18 protein-coding genes and 1 pseudogene are annotated in these 14,901 nt (G+C 37.1%); 16 read left to right on the forward strand and 3 right to left on the reverse strand.

Annotation, left to right across the window (positions count from 1 at the left end; translation table 11 throughout):
• Nucleotides 1-2,218: SF1B family DNA helicase RecD2 (recD2, locus tag TY15_RS03335; protein WP_042374080.1), on the forward strand; the 2,218-nt coding region annotated here is incomplete at its 5' end.
• 211 nt (nt 2,219-2,429) lie between these two features.
• The gene (locus TY15_RS03340) at nt 2,430-2,912 is read left to right on the forward strand and encodes a hypothetical protein (RefSeq protein WP_040207856.1); all 483 of its coding nucleotides are present in this window, start codon (nt 2,430-2,432) and stop codon (nt 2,910-2,912) included.
• Between the two features lie 83 nt (nt 2,913-2,995).
• Here the strand turns inward: TY15_RS03340 and TY15_RS03345 are convergent, their stop codons facing one another.
• Nucleotides 2,996-3,199, reverse strand: coding sequence for a hypothetical protein (locus TY15_RS03345; RefSeq protein ID WP_040207857.1), 204 nt, complete (start codon nt 3,197-3,199; stop codon nt 2,996-2,998).
• A 639-nt stretch (nt 3,200-3,838) separates the two neighbouring features.
• On the opposite strand from TY15_RS03345, the gene TY15_RS03350 reads away from it, so the two are divergent.
• From TY15_RS03350 to TY15_RS03380, 7 genes are all read left to right on the forward strand, one after another.
• Nucleotides 3,839-4,078 carry a hypothetical protein gene (locus tag TY15_RS03350; RefSeq protein ID WP_052353686.1) on the forward strand — a complete coding sequence of 80 codons (240 nt, stop codon included), beginning with the start codon at nt 3,839-3,841 and terminating at the stop codon, nt 4,076-4,078.
• Nucleotides 4,079-4,172: 94 nt separating this feature from the next.
• Complete coding sequence (locus TY15_RS03355) at nt 4,173-4,433, forward strand: hypothetical protein (protein ID WP_040207858.1); 261 nt, start codon at nt 4,173-4,175, stop codon at nt 4,431-4,433.
• A gap of 193 nt (nt 4,434-4,626) precedes the next feature.
• On the forward strand, nt 4,627-4,899 hold the full coding sequence (locus TY15_RS03360; RefSeq protein WP_040207860.1) for a YesK family protein: 273 nt from the start codon (nt 4,627-4,629) through the stop codon (nt 4,897-4,899).
• Between the two features lie 177 nt (nt 4,900-5,076).
• Nucleotides 5,077-5,565, forward strand: a complete 489-nt coding sequence (locus TY15_RS03365) for an SIR2 family NAD-dependent protein deacylase (RefSeq protein ID WP_040207861.1) — start codon at nt 5,077-5,079, stop codon at nt 5,563-5,565.
• A 145-nt stretch (nt 5,566-5,710) separates the two neighbouring features.
• Nucleotides 5,711-6,193 (forward strand): hypothetical protein, encoded by a 483-nt coding sequence (locus TY15_RS03370; protein WP_040207862.1) that lies wholly within the window; start codon nt 5,711-5,713, stop codon nt 6,191-6,193.
• On the forward strand, nt 6,190-6,576 hold the full coding sequence (locus tag TY15_RS03375) for a hypothetical protein (RefSeq protein WP_142305395.1): 387 nt from the start codon (nt 6,190-6,192) through the stop codon (nt 6,574-6,576). The genes TY15_RS03370 and TY15_RS03375 overlap by 4 nt, the downstream gene beginning before the upstream one ends.
• Nucleotides 6,577-6,936: 360 nt before the next feature.
• On the forward strand, nt 6,937-7,146 hold the full coding sequence (locus TY15_RS03380) for a hypothetical protein (protein ID WP_040207865.1): 210 nt from the start codon (nt 6,937-6,939) through the stop codon (nt 7,144-7,146).
• A gap of 347 nt (nt 7,147-7,493) precedes the next feature.
• On the opposite strand, the gene TY15_RS03385 is transcribed toward TY15_RS03380, so the two are convergent.
• Together TY15_RS03385 and TY15_RS03390 are read right to left on the reverse strand one after the other, a co-directional pair.
• Nucleotides 7,494-8,351 (reverse strand): DUF4037 domain-containing protein, encoded by an 858-nt coding sequence (locus TY15_RS03385; RefSeq protein WP_074432765.1) that lies wholly within the window; start codon nt 8,349-8,351, stop codon nt 7,494-7,496.
• A 56-nt stretch (nt 8,352-8,407) separates the two neighbouring features.
• A pseudogene (locus TY15_RS03390) lies at nt 8,408-8,896 on the reverse strand (IS1595 family transposase); the annotation flags it as partial.
• Between the two features lie 254 nt (nt 8,897-9,150).
• Here TY15_RS03390 and TY15_RS24605 point away from each other — a divergent pair.
• From TY15_RS24605 to TY15_RS03420, 7 genes are all read left to right on the forward strand, one after another.
• Nucleotides 9,151-9,375, forward strand: coding sequence for a site-specific integrase (locus tag TY15_RS24605; protein ID WP_052353687.1), 225 nt, complete (start codon nt 9,151-9,153; stop codon nt 9,373-9,375).
• A gap of 97 nt (nt 9,376-9,472) precedes the next feature.
• Nucleotides 9,473-9,949, forward strand: a complete 477-nt coding sequence (locus TY15_RS03400; RefSeq protein ID WP_040207866.1) for a PRC-barrel domain-containing protein — start codon at nt 9,473-9,475, stop codon at nt 9,947-9,949.
• Between the two features lie 11 nt (nt 9,950-9,960).
• Nucleotides 9,961-10,152 carry a hypothetical protein gene (locus tag TY15_RS03405; protein ID WP_040207867.1) on the forward strand — a complete coding sequence of 64 codons (192 nt, stop codon included), beginning with the start codon at nt 9,961-9,963 and terminating at the stop codon, nt 10,150-10,152.
• 91 nt (nt 10,153-10,243) lie between these two features.
• Nucleotides 10,244-10,378: a YrzQ family protein gene (locus tag TY15_RS23430; protein ID WP_074432766.1), complete on the forward strand. Its 135-nt coding sequence runs from the start codon at nt 10,244-10,246 to the stop codon at nt 10,376-10,378.
• A gap of 101 nt (nt 10,379-10,479) precedes the next feature.
• The gene (locus tag TY15_RS03410) at nt 10,480-11,562 is read left to right on the forward strand and encodes an AI-2E family transporter (RefSeq protein ID WP_040207868.1); all 1,083 of its coding nucleotides are present in this window, start codon (nt 10,480-10,482) and stop codon (nt 11,560-11,562) included.
• A gap of 375 nt (nt 11,563-11,937) precedes the next feature.
• On the forward strand, nt 11,938-14,574 hold the full coding sequence (gene alaS, locus TY15_RS03415) for an alanine--tRNA ligase (RefSeq protein ID WP_040207870.1): 2,637 nt from the start codon (nt 11,938-11,940) through the stop codon (nt 14,572-14,574).
• Between the two features lie 72 nt (nt 14,575-14,646).
• Nucleotides 14,647-14,901, forward strand: coding sequence for an IreB family regulatory phosphoprotein (locus tag TY15_RS03420; protein ID WP_040207871.1), 255 nt, complete (start codon nt 14,647-14,649; stop codon nt 14,899-14,901).

Here is a 14,901-nt window from a genome sequence, read left to right on the forward strand (position 1 = left end):
GGAGACCTATATTTTTTATGGGGAGTTTAAGGACCATCCTAAGTTTGGGATGCAATTTCAAACGAATCATTTCCGCAAGGACATGCCGCAGACCAAGCAAGGGGTAATCGCCTATTTATCAGGTGAAATGTTTAAAGGAATTGGTAAGAAAACGGCAGAGAACATTGTCGACACATTAGGAGAAAATGCCATTTCTAAAATTCTTCATCAGCCGTCCTTACTTGATTCCATTCCAAAGCTCCCCCCTGAAAAAGCCAAAATGCTTTACGATACACTAATGGAGCATCAAGGGCTCGAACAGGTAATGGTCGCCTTAAATCAGTATGGTTTTGGGCCGCAGATTTCAATGCGGATTTATCAGGCATATAAAGAGGGTACTTTAGATATTATTCAAAAAAATCCATATAAGTTAGTGGAGGATATTGAAGGGATTGGGTTTGGCCGTGCAGATGAGCTTGGCTATCAGCTTGGAATTACCGGCAATCATCCTGACCGCATCAAAGCTGCTTGTCTTTACACGCTTGAAAGCGAAAGCATGCAAACCGGACACGTATTTATGCATGCAGAAGATTTACTGGAACAGGTAAAGACGCTGCTTGAGGACAATAAGCGTGATCAAATTGAATACATAAATATTTCCAATGAACTTATTAAGCTTGAAGAAGAGGGGAAGTTAATAGGAGAGGATAAACGCGCTTATCTTCCTTCCTTATTTTTTGCTGAAAAAGGACTTGTTACCAGTATTCAACGCATTTTAAAACAGACTGACTACAAGGAGCAATTTCCGGAATCCGAATTCCTGCTGGCTCTAGGTGGATTAGAGGAACGATTGGGTGTCCAATATGCGCCTACCCAAAGAGAAGCGATTCAAACCGCGTTAATGGCACCAATGCTCATCTTAACCGGTGGACCCGGGACAGGGAAAACAACAGTCATTAAAGGGATTGTAGAACTGTACGCCGAACTCCATGGGTGTTCGCTAGAGCCGAAGGATTATCAAAAAAAGGGTGAGCCGTTTCCGTTTTTATTGGCCGCGCCGACTGGACGAGCTGCGAAACGGATGACCGAGTCGACGGGACTTCCTGCGGTAACGATTCACCGATTACTTGGGTTTAATGGAACAGAAGGGTTCGATCGTGATGATGCAAGCCCACTCGAAGGGAAAATATTAATTGTTGATGAAACCTCCATGCTTGATATATGGCTTGCTAATCAGTTGTTCAAGGCATTACCTGAACATATTCAGGTCATCATGGTGGGAGACGAAGACCAGCTTCCATCTGTTGGACCTGGGCAGGTGCTAAAGGATTTGTTGCAATCCGAGCGGATTCCAACCGTTCGTCTAACCGATATTTACCGACAAGCGGAAGGCTCATCCATCATTGAACTAGCTCATGATATCAAAAAGGGCTATCTACCTGTGAATGTTACCAGTAAGCAAGCGGATCGGTCGTTTATAAAATGTTCAACAGCACAAGTGGCTCAAGTGGTTGAAAAGGTTGCTCTGAATGCGAAAAACAAAGGCTACTCTGCAAAGGACATTCAAGTTCTCGCGCCAATGTACAGGGGACCGGCAGGTATTGATCGCTTAAATGGATTGTTGCAGGAAATCTTTAATCCTAATCCCGACGGCAAGCGGAAGGAAATTGCCTTTGGAGATGTGAAGTACCGGATTGGTGATAAAGTCCTGCAGCTAGTCAATCAACCTGAAAGCAATGTCTTTAACGGGGATATTGGTGAAATTATTTCGATTATTTATGCGAAGGAAAATACGGAAAAACAAGATATGATCTATATTTCCTTTGAAGGCAATGAAGTCGAATATACAAAACAAGATTTAAATCAAATTACCCTTGCCTACTGTTGTTCCGTCCATAAATCACAGGGTAGTGAATTTCCGATTGTCATTCTCCCGATTACGAGAAGCTATTACCGGATGCTGAGGAGAAATTTGATTTACACAGCGATAACTAGGAGTAAGCAATCCTTGATTATTTGTGGGGAAGAAGATGCCCTTAGAATGGGGGTAGAAAGAGCGGACGAGCTGAGTAGACAAACGACACTCTGTCAAAAATTGCAAGAAACGCTCGCTATTACTATTACGGAACACACAGAAGATCCTCCCATCATTGATAATGAGCTAACATATGAGGAAGAATTAATGCAAGTAAATCCAATGGTCGGAATGGAAAACGTTACCCCTTATGATTTTTTGTAGGAGGGTAGAGAAATAAGCATATAGAGCATAAAGAATATTGATATATCAACGTTTGAAGCATTTTTAATTTAGTTTAAAGTATACCGTTTCTTCCCGTTTAGTATTAAAAAAGTGTGACTTTTTATGTGACTTTCAAGACGAGTGTGACTGTAAGTGTGACTACAAATGTGACCACGAAGTGTATATTCTGTGTATAAAATTGGGTGAAAATATGGATATGGTAAAAGTTTTTGAAGAGAAGATTATGAAGACAACTGAACATAAATTAAATATTGCTTTAGAAAACCTAAAAGAAAATGTACTTCTACAACTGCATATTAGGGAACTGGCTGACGTATCATACCACTTAAAAAAAGTCACATACATCATAAAGGAATTAACTAGTGATGATAAAGATCGGAAAGAGTGGAAAATGAAACAGGATAATCTTGTCAAGAAACGTAACGAACTGTATTTAAATATCGGACAAGAAGGTTTCGAACCTGGGTGGATACAAACAATTGTTGATTTTGAAGAAGAACAATTAAAAGAGGTTCTTAAAACTGCAAGAGAAGCGGCTAGGAAGAAATATTTGGGCGATTCGAAGATTAAGGATATCGATATTTTTGACGAACGATTAGATTTGGTCAGAAAAGATATAGAACATGCAAGAACTTTATATATACAAGGAAATAAAATTGAAAGGACCCAATAGCGGGTCCTGTTTTTGATTTATTAGGCTTTATCAGGTCCTGTTATGGTATTAAAGTTTGCATTGATATAAATCATCAAACTTTCTTAAAATATCTCTTCTGATGAATCTGTGGCCAATGTATATTCGTAATAATATAGCCTTCCGTGTATAACTCGATCTCCATTTGAATCCATAAAAACGTTTACGGTAGCTTTTTGTTTTACCATTTCCAAAAGAGGTAAAACATCATCGTAGTGTCTTTCTAATATTATTCTTGGTCGTTCTTTTTCGGCGTATTTAACCAACATGACAGGTCTCCCCTTAGCGTCTTTTGCTTGGCCTGATTTTGAATCTGTAATTTTTCCTCAATAACTTATGGAGTTCTTCTTTAGGTTCCGCCGATATGATGCTTTTGACAAACTCTTGATCAAGTTCAGCCCCTTTATTTTTAAAACCATTTTGTTACCTCGGAAAGCCACTTCTCGAAAGCTACTCGTGTAGGCGTATTCTTTTAGAATCCATTTTTCAAGCAATCAGCCTCATACCCATCAACCAAGTCGATAAAATGTTGCAATCGTCTAATTTCTTCTTTAGCACTTGGAACCGTTAATATCTTCAACTAACACGCTTCTTCCAGAATATGGACATATTCGCCGATAAGGAGGGTTTCACCTTTCGACAATTTGGTGAACAAAAAAAGCTCATTGCGGCTTTTTAATGTGAGAATTACAATTCTATTTCTCCTACTTTTCTGAGAAATAAAATGAGCGATCCTCAACTTTTTATGCGTCCATCTCAGCCGTACTTCGAAGCTGTTCTTCTATGAAATCCACAAAAATAGGAGTGCCACTAAAGAATTAGTTTTAGATAAATATTCTGAAAATTCACACTGGATAATGGGAATATATGTTAAAATTATAATACGTTTCATAAAAGGGTGGGGAGCTTTGAATACATTCAATTGGATTGTTTTTCTTTGGCAGGTTTCTTTCGGTGTTTCAATAATTGCCTTTCTATTTGGGGTATTTAAACGGTCTTGGGTATCAATGCTTATTAGTTTTGTAACATTCCTGCCAATTTCTTTTTACTTTCTTGGTGCGGAAAACGGCTTGAAGTTAGTCGGTTTTATTCCAATTCTATTACTTATACTCACATTAGTATTTTGGAGAAGTAAGAAAAGAGAGTAAATAACATTAAAAAAGGGATGGAAAGATAATACTGAAAAATGTTAATATTTGGTACGAATAAAACCGCCAGCAATTTATTTTTAAGGGGGATTTTATGTTAATTATTATTATTTTGATTGCAATTTTGATTTTGTCATTGTGGAAAATGATTGATTACCTTCGTAAAAGCAAAGGGCTTGATGGTTTACCTTATTTCTTCATATTTTTAGGGTTTGGGACGATTTTGGTTAGTATTTTCGTACCAGGTGGTTTTGAGGGAATGGCAATAGGTGGTATAGGATTAATTGTAGGTATAATAGGTGTAATTTGGTTGTTAAAATATTTTATTGTGAAAAAAATGATTACTAAAAATTGATAAGTAAACAAATTGTGAAGATTTTCACTTAAATTAATAAGTGCTTAAGTTTAAGAGAGGGGTGCTGCGGCGATTCCCATTTTTTATTGTTAACGGATACAGGTGAATTTCTCATGCTGTGTAGAACTTCTCAAAGTACAGAAAAAAATTTTGAAGGGAAATAAAAGTAAAGTAATTGGGAGGAGAAACAAAAATGATAAATTTTATCATAATTGGAATAGCTGTAATGATTGTAGTTGGATTTTTATCCTCATATTTAATCAAGAAAAATCCGTCTACAAATTCTTATATTTTACCAGGTACAATTGTAACTCTTATTTCCTTAGTTATAGCAATAGCAAGTCACTTTACTACAGATGGTTGGAATGCTATGGGATTTGCATTTTTATTTGTTTTTGTTGCTGTAGCTTCAGTAATAGGAACGCTAATTGGAAAAAGTGTTGGAAATGATAACAGGTTCTCTTGATGGGAACAAAACAGTGAAAATAGCATATCAAATCGCAGACCTATCAACATTAATTGGTAGGTCATTTTTTATTGACCATTGAAGATTTTTGTTGTAATTCTATGGGATATATAGGAAAATTAACCTATTAGAATTGTATTGAATTTATGGGAGAAAAAGGATTGGTGGAGGTAAAAGATGTTCGTTGCGATGGATCAGTTAGGTATTCTATTAAAAAGCGGATATAAACTGGTTCCTCTTACCATACAAGAAATAATCGATACACAGGGCTTGTTAAAAGGTTCAAATCAAGTGATTCACTTACATGGGCATATAAAAAAACGTGACTCCATGGTTTTATCGAACCGAAGCTACAAGGATTTATATAATGATCCAGCTGTCAGGACATTACTCAGCACTATCATTGGAGCTCGACCATTATTATTTATGGGATTTTCATTTAACGATGAATTTTTCAAAAATATATATAACGATTTGAATTCTATACTACGCACTTCGCATTATATTGTTCTCTCTAATCCTGAACACAAGGATGTAAGACGATTTATTGAACAAAACATTAGAGTAATCGGGGTAAATGTTGCAGTTAATTCGGAAAATCGTATTGATTGGAATGACTATATTATAGCTCTAAGGACGTTAATTCGATACATAACGTCAATGTAATTCTTACTGGTAGGTTGAAATCTAACAGTTTCCGCTATTGCATCTGGCTTTGAATAATATTTAAGATTAGTGTAAAATAATAGGAAAACGATGTATCGGACGAACTTCGTTTTTTTAAAGCCTACGTAAGAAGGTGTATATTTACATGCCGATTACAAATAGACCAATAAATAAAGGTAATACCCGAAACTCTACTAAATACAATAGAATTAAGGGTAGAGACCAATCTAGAAGAAGTCATATCGGAGAAGATGTTGAAATTCGTTTGAAACGAACTTCAGGTCGTGCCCTTGCCATAACTCGTGGTGGGGTGAAAAGATTGTACGATAAAATTTTTGAAGGAATGATCGTAAATCAAAAAGAAGAAATTAGTGCTTTTTTAAGGGAAAGCAGAAATGTTGCCATAACAGAACAAGTCAGAATTGCGAAATTCAGAACTAAAAATTTGTTTCCGAATAGTCAAATTAAATTAGAGCTTCGTCCTGATTATGAAAGCGGTGAAGATGTTTTACTGTTTTTAATTGAATCTCATTCTGAGCTTGAAACGGATTTTGCAGCTTTGCATCGATTGTATGAATTTGTTTCCTTAAACGATCATTTTATAGTAGATTTGGAGTTTGCTCAGTGATGTTTGATTTTACCGAATACATTAAATTAGCAAATACTTTAAATAAGAATACAGATGAAGCATCGAAACGCTCGGCTGTTAGTCGAGCGTATTATGGTGCCTTAATGCACACCAAGAAATATTTAATAGAGAATGATAAAAAAATAGATAGCAGTGAAAATTCACATGAAGCTATATGGTATACGCTGCAAAAGTTAGGGAAAAAAGAAGAGATCATAGCCAATATGGGTTTTGCATTAAAAAATAAAAGAAAAAATGCGGATTATGAATCCAAAATTAAGGAGAATATACATAGTTGGTCAATGCATGCCATTTTTAATGCAAATGCAATAGTAAATCAAATAAATGCTTTAAAAAAATCAAATAGTCCAAAAAAGAAGTGATTCAAAGGGTAACGGGTTCTGTTGGAGGGGAGAAAACATTAATAAGAAAGCATTTGACGACACAATTCACATATGGATTGGTGTCCCCTTTTTTGTTGTTATATCAATGTTTAAGACACCTAATTGAAGGAATACCCAATGCGATTGGCCAGCGAATTAACAACACCGCATAAATTATGTGCCTTTGCTAATTACCTTGTTAAAATGCTTGTTAATTGGTTGGCTAGAATGGTTACCGTAAAAAGAATTTATTTGAAATGAATGAATACTTTGAAGTAAACAAGAGATTAAAAGTAGATGGTTTATTCAACAAACGAGCCATTGTAAATATATTTTTTAGAAAGAGAGAGGGAGTGAATTGTGTCTAATAACGAACTATCACAGAATGAACAGGCTAAAATAGTGAAAAAGTTGATTGACAGTCTTGATGAGCTTGATGTAGGGGAAAATATAGATGAAGATTTATATAATCAGCTTGATGTGTGGCACAAAATGCAAGTAGATGATGCTATAAGGGAATTTGCTGATGCTGCTATTGGTTCTGATACTTGGGATTCTGATGAATGGTGATTTATTACTATTGAAATGGCTTTTTAATAAGAAGTATGTGGATTATGAGAACTTATAAGAGACATAAAATAGGGCAAGTAAAAAGATGCACTGGCGTAATAAGCTGTGCGTTTTTACTTGTTTTTCTATTGTCAATCTGTATTTAGAGCATATGCTAATTCGATTGTTATTTGACTTGCTATTAGTGTTTTTCTCCCCAACATCCGAACCAGTTATTCAAAGGGTCACTTCTTTTTTACTTATTGGCTCTGTTAAAGTTTAATGTTGATATTTATAGAAAAACAGAACTTCCATAAAAATTGGAAGTTCTGTTTGAATTTATTGTTTTATCTAACTAACGCTAACCTTTAGTTCGACAAGGTTTTATTTAATTTTTCATTTTTTGGTCTCAAAAATAATGATTTATCTATAACTGAGGATAAATCTATTTGAGGATGTTCTTGTTTTATTAGTTCATATACTTCTTGAATTATTATTTCTAATTCTCTTATCGAAATTGTAGGGGTGTTCAAAAAAATGGAATCTAAACGATTTACTATATTTTTTGGGGTAATAGCCATTGCCTCTAGTGTTTGTTTTTGCCACTTAAAAGTAGGGTGATGAACATATTGGCTGTTTAAACCAAACAGCATGCCCATTATATTCGTTTGAACAGCTACCATTACTTTATATAGAATTAACCAATCTTTACGATTGAGCAAAGCCTCACGATTATTCCATCTGTTACCTAAATGAATATTTTCTTTAATCATTGCTATACTTAACTCATTTGGGTAGTTATTAACTTTTTCTTTCAAATTATTAATAAGTAAATCGCCACTAAGTGACACTCCATAATGAACCGTAGCTACTATACATTGTTTATCTAAATCTGTATCAAAAGATAATATAACATCATTTATCATTTTGTTAATTGTATCGGTTTGAAAATTACTTATTTCTAATTTTACACCTTCGGTTATATATGTTTCCGACCATTCCTCATCTTCATAAGGGTGAAAATCGATGATATCCCCTTTTAATTTCTTGATTGGTGTTAACCTATCCTCATCTGTTGGGGACTCCTTCCAAAAAATAAAAATTTCAATATCTGAATATTTATCATACCAGTTCCTTGATACAGAACCACCTAATAAGACACCTTCAACATTTGGATTTCTTTCATAAATTTTTGCTATATCTAATGCAAATATATTTAAATCCATAGCAGTTCTCCCTTTAATAAAATGATATTTGATTAATACACTAAACTCCCCGTAGTTTATACAGTAAACTTAGATAATCTAAGTGTATCATATGTTTCTATATTTGGAATTGAATTCCTTTTTATTATTATATCGTTCATTGTGACTTCATTTCGCTGATGAAGGATGCTCTCTAACACTTGAAACCACGCAAGATAATTGTTCAGATACTTTGTCGCCACGCCGTTAAAGCGTTGTATCCAACCTTTCAGTCTTCGGTGGTAGTTGTTGACGTTCTGGATGTGATATAGACCCTTGGTGCGAATTTTACCGTCAGACTTAAACTGGTAAATGGATATTTCCTTTTCAGTGGCATAGGTTTTAAAGGCACGCCAAGCATCGGTGCATAACACATTCTCGTTGGAAAGTTTATGCCCAATGGCTTTGTCTAATTGCTCTTTTGTTAATCGTCCCATTCCTAACGTCTGTGAAAAGGTCACCTTCTCACGGTCTCTTGCGACCAGGACACATACCTGTTCATTGCTTATGCCACGATTCTTTGCTGTTGAACAAATCCTTGAATCTTATGGCAGCGGATTATCCAATAAAACGAAAAGTAAAAAATTCAGACAAGTACTCATTCCCAATATGATAAAACAAGAATTACTATCTCACAGGGAAAATCAAAAAGTAAGCATACCATCTAATCCACATAATTTAGTTTTTTGCACCAGCCGAGGAAAACGTGTCATTCCGAACACTTTAAATGACGTTTTGGACAAACATTGTTCAAAATTGAAATTGCCTAGAATGAAATTTCATGACTTACGGCACACATGCGACAATGATGATAAAAGAAAATGTGAATATCAAAGTCATGCAGGAACGTTTATGGCATTCGAAGTCCTCAACAACATTGGATATTTATACACATATTTTGTCTAGTATGCAAAGAATTGTTGTCGATAAATTAGATGAAATGTTTGAGTGTGACTTTTACTGTGACTCGAACGAGCTAAGAATCGCTGGAGGCCTTAGTAAATAAAGGGTTTGAACCCAATCCACAATGGAAAACGTTACCCCTTATGATTTCATGGAAAATGACTGACACTATAAATGTTCAACAGGAGGTGAGACACTCTTTGCGAACATTTTCCTTAGTAAAAGGGCAGCCGGTTTTTGAGACAAAAAGTGGATCGAAAATTGGTGAGATAAGTGACTTATGTATTTCTAGCACCGGTAAAGTCAATGGTTTGTTGGTTAAAAAGGGCTTTTTCTTCAAACAGACTTTGTTTCTGGACATTCAAAACGTGGCCACGTTTGGCTGGGATGGGGTAATGGTTGAAGATACCGAGTGTTTAGAAAAGTTGAAAGTAAATCCTGATTATACGTTAACACATCAACATTCTTTAGATGGAATGCTGATGCTTTCGAAAAGTGGACAGTCACTGGGATTGCTAAAAGATGTATATTTTCAGGAAGAAGTGGGCACAATCGTAGGGTACGAAATCACGGATGGCTTCTTTTCGGATATCACGGAAGGCAAACAAGTCATTCAATCCGGGAAGCCCTTAGCGATCGGAAAGGATGCCATTATCGTAGATGTAAATGATACGTGAGGTGTCCTTTCATGTTTAAGTGTCCCAATTGTCAAAGTAAAGATATCGGTAAAATTGGTATTAACCAATTTTACTGTTGGAACTGTTTTATTGAACTTTCCGTTAACAAGGGTTTAATCAACACCCATCAAGTCGAAGAAGACGGGTCACTGAGTTCATTGGATGATTTGTTTGAAGAAGAAGAGCGTCGGTATACTCTTTAAAATAGAAAAGCGGAGTGCACATAGCGATTAGTGGGTCAAGCTGCTAGTCGATGGGTGCTAAGCTGGATAATCTGTCGAAGAGGTGAGACGTATGAATAAAATGATGACGACAATGATTGCTTTTGGTGCTGGGATGGCAGCCTACAATATTGCCCAAAGAAATAATATGGTGTCAGCCCGTAATATGAAAAGAATTCAAAAAAAGGTGAAACGAGCGATATTTTAAAGACACTCCCCCTCAACTTAGAGGGGGAGTTTTTGCAGTAAAGGAGCTAATGTATATTTCCTCCGATACTCTCCAACACTAACCAAAAGGAGGGAAGGTATATGGATATACGTTTGAAATGGTATTACCGAATCGGATTTCTTCTCCTTTTACTCATAGCAATTTTTGTTTTTTTGAAAATAAGTTTTGTGTGGATGCCGATTATGAGGTTAGCTGGTTTCATCATTCTTCCTTTTGTGGTTGGTGGATTTATTACTTATTTACTCCATCCAATTGTAGAGAAATTGCATGAAAAAGGGCTTCACCGAGGTCTGGCTATTTTTCTTATCTATTTTATTTTTTTTGGCGGGATTGGCTTCGCTCTTTACAAAGGGGTCCCGGCGATCATCGATCAATTAAAAGACCTATCAGAAAGTGCGCCCGTTGTTGCAGAACAATATCGCGACATGATTAATACGCTGCAATCTCATACAAGGGAATGGCCGGACGGACTCCAAACGAGAATGGAAGAAGGGATCGATGCCTTTGAAAAAAAACTAGATTCACTTTTGACGATTATCGTAAATATATTAATGAATTTACTAAATTCGGCCTTAGTTCTAATGATTATTCCTTTTATTGCTTTTTATATGTTAAAGGATTTCCAATTAATAAAACGGACAGTTTGGTATCTTACCCCTAAAAAATGGCGCAGAAAAGGGACTCTTTTTCTAAAGGATGTCGATCAGTCATTAGGTGGCTATATTAGAGGCCAACTTCTTGTCTGTGTCATCATTGGCGGCATTTCATCCTTGCTATTTTGGATCTTCCACCTTAACTATCCATTGTTATTAGGGGTGATCGTGGGTATCACGAACGTCATCCCTTATTTTGGGCCGATTATTGGTGCTGTACCTGCGGTTATCATTGCAGCCACCTCCTCGGTTAAATTAGTGATTATTACCTTAGTGATTGTATTCGGGTTACAATTTTTGGAGGGGAATATTTTATCGCCCTATATTGTAGGAAAAAGCCTGCATATGCACCCATTATTAATTATGCTTGCATTAACTGCTGGAGGGGAAATCGGTGGGATATTGGGGCTCATTCTTGCTGTCCCTGTGCTTGCTGTGATAAAAGTTGGCATTATTCATGCTAAGGATCACTTAATCTCGAATGAACACAAAAGTGAAAACCGAAGTTAATCTAAAGTGAAAAGTCAATTTATGAGCAAATCAAATTGACAAACGTTTTATTGGTGGCTATAATTCGTCATATAGATTAATTGGTTAAAAATGTAGAAGGACCCAAGTATGTTGTAGTCCATCTGTAGCGCTTTTTTAAAGCGTCGAAGAGAGGAGCTTTCCAGGCTGAAAGAAGCTCTAGATGAAGGATAACAGAAAGCTAATCCGGAGTGCAGCTAATCACTGTCGTCCCTGCCGCGTTAAGGCTAAGATTGAGAGATGAATACGTTTTTTTGTATTCATAATCAGGGTGGTACCGCGAGACTAGCTCTCGTCCCTGTTTTTGGGATGAGGGCTTTTTTGTATGCTTTTTTAAATAAAAGGAGGTCTAAACATATGAAAAACTTAACTGGATCACAGATTCGCTCAATGTTTTTACAGTTTTTTAATGAGGAAAAAGGACACACAATTGAACCAAGTGCCTCGCTTGTCCCACATGATGATCCATCATTATTGTGGATAAATAGTGGAGTTGCAACCTTAAAGAAATACTTTGATGGTCGTGTAGTTCCCGAAAACCCACGGATTACAAATGCCCAAAAATCAATTAGAACTAATGACATTGAAAATGTTGGGCAAACAGCTCGTCACCATACTTTCTTCGAAATGTTAGGTAATTTTTCCATCGGTGAATATTTCAAAGATGAAGCAATTGAATGGGCATGGGAGTTTTTAACCTCTGACAAATGGATTGGTTTTGATCCTGAGCTCTTGAGTGTGACTGTACATCCAGAGGATCATGAGGCATATGAAATTTGGAATAAGAAAATCGGCATTCCGGAGGAACGAATCATTCGTCTTGAAGGAAATTTCTGGGACATCGGTGAAGGTCCAAGTGGTCCAAATACAGAAATTTTTTATGATCGCGGCATACAGTATGGGAATGATCCAAGCGACCCTGAATTATACCCTGGCGGCGAAAATGATCGTTATCTTGAAGTTTGGAATCTTGTATTTTCTCAATTTAATCATAATCCTGACGGCACTTATACACCGCTGCCAAAGAAAAATATTGATACTGGAATGGGACTTGAACGGATGGCATCAGTTGTTCAAAATGTCCCAACGAACTTTGATACAGATTTATTTATTCCAATCATCCGGGCAACAGAAGAAATTTCTGGTCAAAAATATGGAGTAGACAACGAAGTCGATGTGGCTTTCAAAGTCATTGCAGACCATATTCGTACAGTAGCCTTTGCAGTTGGTGACGGTGCATTGCCATCCAATGAAGGCCGTGGCTATGTTTTACGCCGTTTGCTGCGCCGTGCTGTTCGTTATGCTAAACAAATCAATATAAACCGTCCATTTATGTTTGAACTTGTACCAGTAGTGGGCGAAATAATGCAGGACTTCTATCCTGAAGTGAAAGACAAGACTGAATTCATTCAAAAGGTCATAAAGAATGAAGAAGAGCGTTTCCATGAAACCCTACATGAAGGGTTAGCTATTTTGGCAAGTGTCATTAAAAAGGAAAAAGATAACGGCAGTGATACCATTACTGGTGCTGATGTATTCCGCCTTTATGACACTTATGGTTTCCCGGTCGAATTAACCGAGGAATATGCTGAAGAGGAAGGGATGAAGGTTGACCATCCTGGCTTCGAAGTAGAAATGGAGAAACAGCGTGAGCGTGCCCGTGCTGCCCGTCATGATGTTGATTCAATGCAGGTTCAAGGCGGCGTTCTTCGTGATGTTACCGTTGATAGTAAGTTTATTGGTTATAATCAGCTTAAGTCTATCTCCACGGTGGCAGCTATTATACAGAACGGTGAACTTGCTGATGAGATAACTAGCGGGGAGGAAGCTCAGCTTATTCTTGACGTCACACCTTTTTATGCTGAAAGTGGCGGACAAATCGCTGACCGCGGTTTGATAGAAGGAGAAGATGTTACGGTAGCAGTGATCGATGTACAAAAAGCACCGAATGGTCAAAACCTTCACAAAGTGGTCGTTAAGAGCGGTACATTAAAGACAAATCAACAGGTCACAGCTACAGTCGATGCGGAAAGCCGCGTGAAGATAATTAAAAACCACACTGCAACCCATTTGCTGCAGAGAGCATTAAAAGATGTGCTGGGAGAACATGTTAATCAAGCAGGATCTCTCGTAGAGCCTGATCGTCTTCGCTTTGACTTTTCTCATTTCGGACAAATAAAGCCGGAAGAAATAGAACAAATCGAAAATATTGTTAACGAGCAAATCTGGAAAAACATTGAAGTGGACATTAGCTTACAGCCAATCGCTGAGGCAAAAGCAATGGGAGCAATGGCACTTTTTGGTGAGAAATATGGTGATATCGTCCGTGTAGTTAAGGTTGGGGATTTTAGTCTTGAGTTATGTGGCGGCTGTCACGTTCCAAACACTTCTGTTATTGGCTTATTTAAAATTATTTCCGAGGGCGGTATTGGAGCAGGAACACGAAGAATTGAGGCGGTGACGGGTGAATCAGCTTACCGCACATTAAATGAACAAGTTGGATTGTTGAAAGATGCTTCTGAAAAATTAAAGGCAAATCCAAAAGAAATTGTGACCCGGATCGAGGGGCTTTTGGCTGAAATCAAACAGTTGCAGCGAGAAAATGAATCGCTTGCAACAAAGCTTGGCAATATTGAAGCTGGCAACCTTGTGTCCAAGGCGAAAGAAATAGATGGGGTAACCGTTTTAGCAGCGAAAGTTCAAGGAGCCGACATGAATAACCTGAGAAATATGGCAGATGATCTGAAGCAAAAACTAGGTTCTGTTATCATCGTCCTTGGAAGCGCACATGAAGGAAAAGTGAATTTAATTGCAGCTGTTACGAAGGATTTAAATGATAGAGGCTATCATGCAGGCAAATTAATTAAAGAGGTTGCATCTCGCTGCGGTGGCGGTGGTGGCGGACGCCCTGATATGGCCCAAGCCGGTGGTAAAGATCCTGAAAAATTAGATGCTGCCCTTCAATTCGTTGATGAATGGGTAAAATCCATTTGATAATAGGACAAAGTAGTGTAAAATGTAGCTAAACAGTACAATTCTCGTCCACAAAAAAGCGAGGTGCATGAAATGAGCTTTGACAAAACAATGCGATTTAATTTTCCTGAGGAACCGTTTGAACATGACGTAAGTGATGTTTTATTACAGGTTTATGAGGCATTACAGGAAAAAGGGTATAATCCCATTAATCAAATAGTCGGCTACTTATTATCCGGTGATCCTGCCTATATTCCACGGCATCGCGATGCTCGAAATATTATCCGTAAGCTCGAACGGGACGAAATAATAGAGGAATTAGTTAAGTCCTACCTAAAACAACAATGA

It is taken from the genome of Neobacillus jeddahensis (genome assembly GCF_000612625.1).
In the GTDB taxonomy this organism is placed as follows: domain Bacteria; phylum Bacillota; class Bacilli; order Bacillales; family Cytobacillaceae; genus Neobacillus; species Neobacillus jeddahensis.